At 72.3% G+C, this 6,155-nt stretch carries 8 protein-coding genes; 3 read left to right on the top strand and 5 right to left on the bottom strand.

All coding sequences use genetic code 11. The features are described from left to right. Window positions 1–62: 62 nt before the first annotated feature. The gene (locus ABZ885_RS33600) at window positions 63–1,271 is read right to left on the bottom strand and encodes a serine hydrolase domain-containing protein (protein ID WP_360197217.1); all 1,209 of its coding nucleotides are present in this window, start codon (window positions 1,269–1,271) and stop codon (window positions 63–65) included. A gap of 361 nt (window positions 1,272–1,632) precedes the next feature. On the opposite strand from ABZ885_RS33600, the gene ABZ885_RS33595 reads away from it, so the two are divergent. Beyond that, the gene (locus ABZ885_RS33595; protein ID WP_360197214.1) at window positions 1,633–3,165 is read left to right on the top strand and encodes an MFS transporter; all 1,533 of its coding nucleotides are present in this window, start codon (window positions 1,633–1,635) and stop codon (window positions 3,163–3,165) included. Between the two features lie 73 nt (window positions 3,166–3,238). Here ABZ885_RS33595 and ABZ885_RS33590 read toward each other — a convergent pair whose 3' ends face one another. From ABZ885_RS33590 to ABZ885_RS33575, 4 genes are all read right to left on the bottom strand, one after another. Beyond that, entirely contained in the window at window positions 3,239–3,838 is a 600-nt protein-coding gene (locus ABZ885_RS33590; protein WP_360197212.1) for a TetR/AcrR family transcriptional regulator, read from the bottom strand. Continuing rightward, window positions 3,835–4,197, bottom strand: coding sequence for a DUF1304 domain-containing protein (locus ABZ885_RS33585; RefSeq protein ID WP_360197220.1), 363 nt, complete (start codon window positions 4,195–4,197; stop codon window positions 3,835–3,837). The genes ABZ885_RS33590 and ABZ885_RS33585 overlap by 4 nt, the downstream gene beginning before the upstream one ends. Window positions 4,198–4,333: 136 nt before the next feature. After that, window positions 4,334–4,537: a DUF397 domain-containing protein gene (locus tag ABZ885_RS33580; protein WP_360197209.1), complete on the bottom strand. Its 204-nt coding sequence runs from the start codon at window positions 4,535–4,537 to the stop codon at window positions 4,334–4,336. Then, a complete protein-coding gene (locus tag ABZ885_RS33575) occupies window positions 4,534–5,361 on the bottom strand; it encodes a helix-turn-helix transcriptional regulator (RefSeq protein WP_360197206.1) in 828 nt (275 codons plus the stop codon). Before ABZ885_RS33575 ends, ABZ885_RS33580 begins: the two co-directional genes overlap by 4 nt. A 97-nt stretch (window positions 5,362–5,458) precedes the next feature. Here ABZ885_RS33575 and ABZ885_RS33570 point away from each other — a divergent pair, with 97 nt between their 5' ends. Continuing rightward, window positions 5,459–5,851 carry a hypothetical protein gene (locus ABZ885_RS33570; protein ID WP_360197203.1) on the top strand — a complete coding sequence of 131 codons (393 nt, stop codon included), beginning with the start codon at window positions 5,459–5,461 and terminating at the stop codon, window positions 5,849–5,851. Continuing rightward, window positions 5,848–6,051 (top strand): hypothetical protein, encoded by a 204-nt coding sequence (locus ABZ885_RS33565; RefSeq protein WP_360197201.1) that lies wholly within the window; start codon window positions 5,848–5,850, stop codon window positions 6,049–6,051. The genes ABZ885_RS33570 and ABZ885_RS33565 overlap by 4 nt, the downstream gene beginning before the upstream one ends. The last annotated feature ends 104 nt before the right edge of the window (window positions 6,052–6,155 follow it).

The following is a 6,155-nucleotide window of genomic DNA, read 5'->3' as shown; positions in this document are numbered from 1 at the left end:
GGCCCGCTCACTGCACGGCGGTCGGCCCCGGCGGGCCCCGTGACCGACCCGGCGACAGGGCGTCAGCGCGGCGGGATCGCGCCGGCGTAGACGTTGTCCGGCGTGACGAGGGCGGTGACCGCCCGGGCGACGAGCGTGGACGGCTCCTGGCCCTCGTGGAGGATGTCCGTGTTGAGCAGGAGGACCAGGGTGGCCTGCTGCGACGGCAGGTAGACGGTCACGGTCTCGTATCCCGGCAGGGAGCCGTTGTGGCCGATCCACCCGTTGGTCTCCAGGATGCCGAGGCCGTAGCTGGTGCCGGGGAAGCCGGTGGGCAGGGTCCTGAGCCGCTCCGCCTGGGTCCGCGGGCTGAGCAGCCGTCCCGTGGCGACGACCTCGGCCCAGCGGCGCAGGTCGTGCAGGTTCGAGATCATCGCCCCGGCCGCCCAGGCCCAGCTGGGGTTCCAGTCCGTGGCGTCGGCGACCGCACCGCTGAGCGTCTCGACCGTGTAGCCGTGCGCGTGCGGCTCGGGGAACTCGGCCCCCGTCGGGAGCAGCGTGTGGCGCAGGTGCGCCGGTCGCAGCACCCGGTCGCGGATGAACTCGTCGAGGCGGCGTCCGCCGACCTTCTCGACCACCAGGCCGAGCAGGACGAGGTTGGTGTTGGAGTACTCGAACACCTCGCCCGGCCCGGCCGTGTTGTCGTGCCGGAAGCCGTACGCGAGCACCTCCTGCGGGGTGAAGGACCGGTGGGGATCGGCCTCCAGGTCGTGGATGAAGTCCGGGTCGGAGGTGTAGGGGAAGAGGCCGCTGCGCATCTCGGCGAGCTGGCGCAGCGAGATCCGGTCGCCGCAGGGTACGCCGTCGAGGTAGGCGGAGACCGGGTCGTCCAGCCCGACCAGGCCGTCGTCCACCAGTTCGAGCAGTGCGGTGACCGTGAAGGTCTTGGTCTCGCTGCCGATGCGCAGGTAGGTGTCCACGGGCATGGGGGCGTTGGTGGCCGTGTCGCCGACACCGGTCGCGCGGACGTAGCACCCCTTGCCGGGCATCCAGAGCCCGACGACGACGCCGGGGATGCCCGCCTGCTGCCGGACGTCCTCGATCGTGCTGTCCAGCCGGGCGGTCAGCTCGGGGCCGAGGCCGCCCTGCGGGCAGTCGCGCCCGGCGGCGCTTGCGGCGTGGACGGTGGCGCTCGCGGCGTGGACGGTGGCGGGCAGCACGGTCACCGGTGCCAGGACGGACGCCACGCAGAGCGATGCGGCCAACAGCCGGCTGAGGGAGGTACGTCGCACGCTGGGTGCCTCTTCCTGGTGAGGGAGGTCGGACGGCCAGATCACCACCGGGAGCGGGCCCGCGGCTCCCGTGCCCGGAACGGCCCGCGGCGAGTCCACTCGTTCGGAGCCGCTCGGGTGAGCGGCCCCTCCCGGTGGGTGCGGGCTCCCGCGGGACTCGGTGGCGCAGCGCTGCGGCAGCCGTGCCCTCCGGGGGCTGGACCGGACGGGGCCTGCGCGGGCGCGTCCGGCCGCGTCTGTCCGGGTTCGGGCGGCGGCGTTGCGTACGGTCGACGGCGTCGCCGCCGAACCGCGGGCGCCCGGTCGCGGGCGGAGCGCGGTGGGCGGACCGTGCAGACCCCGTCGAAGGAGACCGGCAGCCGTGCAACGCAAGTGGTGGACGCTGATCGCCGTCTCGGTCGCGACGTTCATGCTGCTGCTCGACATCACGGTGGTCAACGTCGCCCTGCCGTCCATCCGCAAGGACCTGGACGCGAGCTTCACCGACCTCCAGTGGGTGTTCGACGCCTACACCCTCTCGCTGGCCGCCCTGGTGCTGACGGCCGGTTCGCTGGCCGACCGGCTCGGGCGGCGCCGGGCCTTCGCCGCGGGGCTGGTGATCTTCTCCGGCGCCTCGCTGCTCTGCGCCCTCGCGCCGAACCCGGTCTTCCTCAACGTCTCCCGCGCGGTGCAGGGCGTCGGCGGCGCGGTGATGTTCGCGGTCTCGCTCGCCCTGGTCGCCCAGGAGTTCCCGCCCGGCCGCGAGCGCGGCACCGCGATGGGCATCTACGGCGCGACGATCGGGGTGGCCGTCGCGGTCGGGCCGCTGATCGGAGGGGCGCTCACCAGCTCGCTCGGCTGGGAGTGGATCTTCTACCTCAACGTGCCGATCGGCGCGGCGGCGCTGGTCGTCACCTACCTCAAGCTGGCGGAGAGCCGCGACCCCAACGCCACCCGGATCGACTGGGCCGGGGTCGCGGTCTTCAGCAGCGGGCTGTTCCTGCTGGTCCTCGCGCTGGTGCGGGGCAACACCGAGGGCTGGGGCAGCGCGCTGATCGTGGGGCTGTTCGTCGGCGCGGCCGTCCTGCTCGCCGTCTTCGTACTGGTCGAGCGGCGCGTCCCGGAGCCGATGCTGCCGCTCGGGCTGTTCCGCCGGCACGCGTTCACCGGCGTGCAGCTGGCCGCGTTCGCGGTCTCCAGCTCCCTGTTCGCCCTCTTCCTCTACCTGACGCTGTACCTGCAGAACTACCTCGGGCTCTCCCCGTTCGCGGCCGGCGTGCGCTACCTGCCGATCACGGTGATGAGCTTCGTCGTGGCCCCGCTGGCCGGGATCATGCTCTCCCGGGTGCCGGCCCGGCTGATGCTCTTCGTGGGCCTCGTCGCGGTCGGCGCGGGCATGCTGCTGATGGGCGACGTCCAGCCCGACGACACCTGGACCGGGCTGCTGGCCGGGTTCCTGGTCGGCGGCGCGGGCGTCGGCCTGATCAACCCGGTGATCGCCGACGTCGCGGTGAGCGTGGTGCCCAAGGAGAAGAGCGGCATGGCCGCCGGCATCAACGACACCTTCCGGCAGGTCGGCATCGCGGTCGGCATCGCCGTGTGGGGCGCGATCTTCGTCGGCCGGGGCTCCCACAAGGTCCGCGAACTGGCGGCGGGCACGCCGGTCGCCGAGGGGTCCCGTCCGCGCGAACTGATCGAGGCCGCCTCCTCCGGAAGCCTGCCGCAGGCGCTCGCCGCACTGCCCGAACCGGCCCGGGACGCCGCCTCGGCCGCCGCCCGGGCCGGCTTCCTGGACGGCCTCAACCTCGTGCTGCTGCTCGGCGGGATCGTCAGCCTGACCGGCGCCGCCCTCGCGCTCTGGCTGGTCCGGGAGGACGAGATCGACCGCGAGGCGGAGCCGGAGGAAGCGGCGTAGGGGCCGCCCGGCGGACTCCCGCCCGGGCGGCCGAAGTTCTCCTGCGCAGCCGCTCCGCCCCCCTGACGGCCGCTCAGAGCTGCGGCGTGCGGTGGAGGGAGATCAGCAGCCGCCAGACCTGGTGGGCGATCCGCTCGGGCCCGGCCTCGATCCGGCCGTGCAGCCAGTCGGCCAGCACGCCGGTGAAGGTGCCGGCCACCGCGGAGGCCACCAGCTCCGGCTCCGGGGCGCCCGCGAGGGCCCGCTCCGTGCGGCTGCGTTCGCGCAGGTCCCGGGTGAGCACCAGACCGAGCGGGCCGCCGCCGCCCGGGGTCAGCAGCGCCCGGTAGAGGGCGGCGTGCGGGGCCAGCCCGGCGAAGAAGCCGGTGAGCGCGGGCGGCGGGGCGGCCGGGTCGGGCACGCCGCGCCAGGCGTGCAGGGCGTCCACGGCTGCGCGGACGATGTCGGCGCAGGCGTCCACCGCGAGCGCCTCCAGGTCGGCGTAGTGGACGTAGAAGGTGGCCCGGCCGACCCCCGCCCGGCGCACCAGCGCGGCCACGCTGACCTCCGCCAGCGGGCGTTCGGCGCACTCCTCCAGCAGTGCATGGCGCAGCCTGGCCCGGGTGCGCTCGGCGCGCGGGTCCGCGGTGGCGCGCGGGTCCTGGGCGGCACGTGGGTCCTCGGCGGCGCTCATCCGGCGAGCAGGACGGCGCCGAGCGCGAGCGCGCCGGGCAGGGCCTGGGCGAGCAGGATGCGGCGGTTGGCCGTGGCGCCGCCGTACAGGCCGGCCACGACCACGCAGGACAGGAAGAACACCTGCGCCTGGAACCCGACCGGGTCCCCGGCGGCCAGGCCCCAGACCAGCCCGGCCGCGAGGAAGCCGTTGTAGAGGCCCTGATTGGCGGCGAGCGGTGCGGTGGCGCGGGCGAGAGCGGCGTCGAAGCCGGAGAGCTCCCGGCCCGGCCGGCGCTCCCACAGGAACATCTCCAGCACCAGGAAGTACCCGTGCAGGGCGGCCACCAGGGCGACCAGGACATCGGCGGTCACGCGCATCATCAGCTCCCAGACTTCATGGACAGGCGTCCAGGATACCTGGACAGGTGTCCATGAAGTCCAGCCGGCCTGGTAGCGGGCTCACAACAACGCAAACCCGCCCCAGCCCAAAGGCCGGGGCGGTCCAGGATTGTGGTCAGACTGCGCCGAGCTCGCCGCTCCGTACGGCGGAGACGAAGCTCGACCAGGCGGCCACCTGAAAGACCAGGGCGGGGCCGCCGGGGTCCTTCGAGTCTCGGACGGGAACGGCGTCGGCGGCAGTCAGGTTGCCCGCCACCTCAACGCATTCCCCGCCGTTGCTGCTGTATGAAGACTTGAACCACGCAGGCTCGGCGGTCACGGCAGTTCCTCCCTTAGCTCCCCGATCAGGGCCACGGAGTCCGCCTGAGACAGCGCCATGGCCTGTAGCTGATAGTAGGCCGCGAGCGTCGGCAGTACTGCGCTGCTGTCCCGTTCCAGGTTGCCTTGCTGTGCGCTCTCGGCATAGGACATCAGCGAACGGTCCGGAAACGTGAGGATGTACACCGGGAGATCGAATGCCCGGTTCTCGCCTATCGCGAGCGGAGCGACCTGCAGCACCGTGTGCGGCATGGCTGCAAACGCAGCCAACGCATCCAGTTGTTCAGCCATGACCCCTGGCCCGCCGACCGGTCGCCGGATGCAGCTCTCATCAAGGACAGCGTGGATCAACGGTTGCGGATCCCTCCGCAGCTTCGCCTGCCGACGCGCGAGAACGGCAACCCGTTCGTCGGCCTGATCAGGCGTGATGCTTCCTCGACGCATCGCCCCCGCGGCAATGGCCTTTGCGTAGTCCATGGTTTGGAGCACGCCTGGCACGATGCCGAGCGTGAAAAGGCGCACCTCCGCCGCCCTGGCTTCCTGGGCAACGTACTCCGGGAAGCCCGCGAGGAGTGCCGTGTCCTTGATGTCGAGAGCCTTGCGGGCGAACACGCGCTCCCAGCCGAATGCCCTGTCAAGTTCACGCGAGAGACGCCGGGTTGGAGGGCGTCGACCAGTTTCGACGGCGGAGACATGCGTGGCGGAGTAGCCGACGGCAGCTGCCAAGTCCTCCTGCCGCCACCCTCGCGCCTCTCGTGAGCTGCGCAGGAATGCGCCGAACTCTGCGGCCGGCGACGCGTCGGGGTCGAGCTCAACCTTGTTCACAGTGATTCTCCGAGCACATCTGACAGGTTGAAGACACCCTTAGCCTAGGGGACAGTTGGCGCTCCCGGTAGTCGTTTCACTACGGAGAGGAACGGACTTGACTCTGCAACGGACCCCGTCTGCCCTGAACGCCATGGCCGCCTCGCGCAGCGGAGGTGAGCGAGTCCGCACGGACGCCGAGCGCTTCCAGGTGGTCGTCTACCTGGCCAGAACCGGTTCCGCCTTCCCCGAGTTGGAGATGCGGAACTGTGAGGAGTACGCGCGCGCCTTCGGGTGGGAGGTGTCCCTGACCGTCGTGGACGACGAGACGGACAAGTCCCCGGAGCGCCGGCCCCTGCTCCTCGCCGCTCTGCAGGCGGTCAAGGACCGCACCACCGGCGCGATCCTGGTCCCGTCCAAGGCGACCGTCTCCCCCATCGACGGCGAGTACGACGAGTTCGCCAGACTCGTCGAGAAGGCCGGCGGCTTCGTCCAGGTGACCCGTCGATGAGCGACCGCTACGGGATCCTTCCCGTCGACGCCACGGGTGGGGCCTCCTACCCGGTCTGGGTCATCCGGGACCGCACGACCGGCCACCTGGTGAAGGCGCTGCCGACCCGCCCCGAACCGCTGCGCTTCCACTCGTACGACCAGGCGGAACGATGGGTGGATGCCAACGGCAGGCCCTCCCCCGACGCCGAGGTGCCCTGAGCCGGCAGGCACGGCGATCGGGGGGCGCGCGGGGGGGGGGGGGGGGGGCGCCCCAAAACAGGGGTGGGTTGTGGTGAAGGTGGGGGACCCCGTGGGGTAGTTGG

This window comes from Kitasatospora sp. NPDC047058, assembly GCF_040643935.1.
Classification (GTDB): domain Bacteria; phylum Actinomycetota; class Actinomycetes; order Streptomycetales; family Streptomycetaceae; genus Kitasatospora.
Note: the sequence above shows the minus strand (reverse complement) of the source record. Positions and strands in the feature narration are given on the sequence as shown.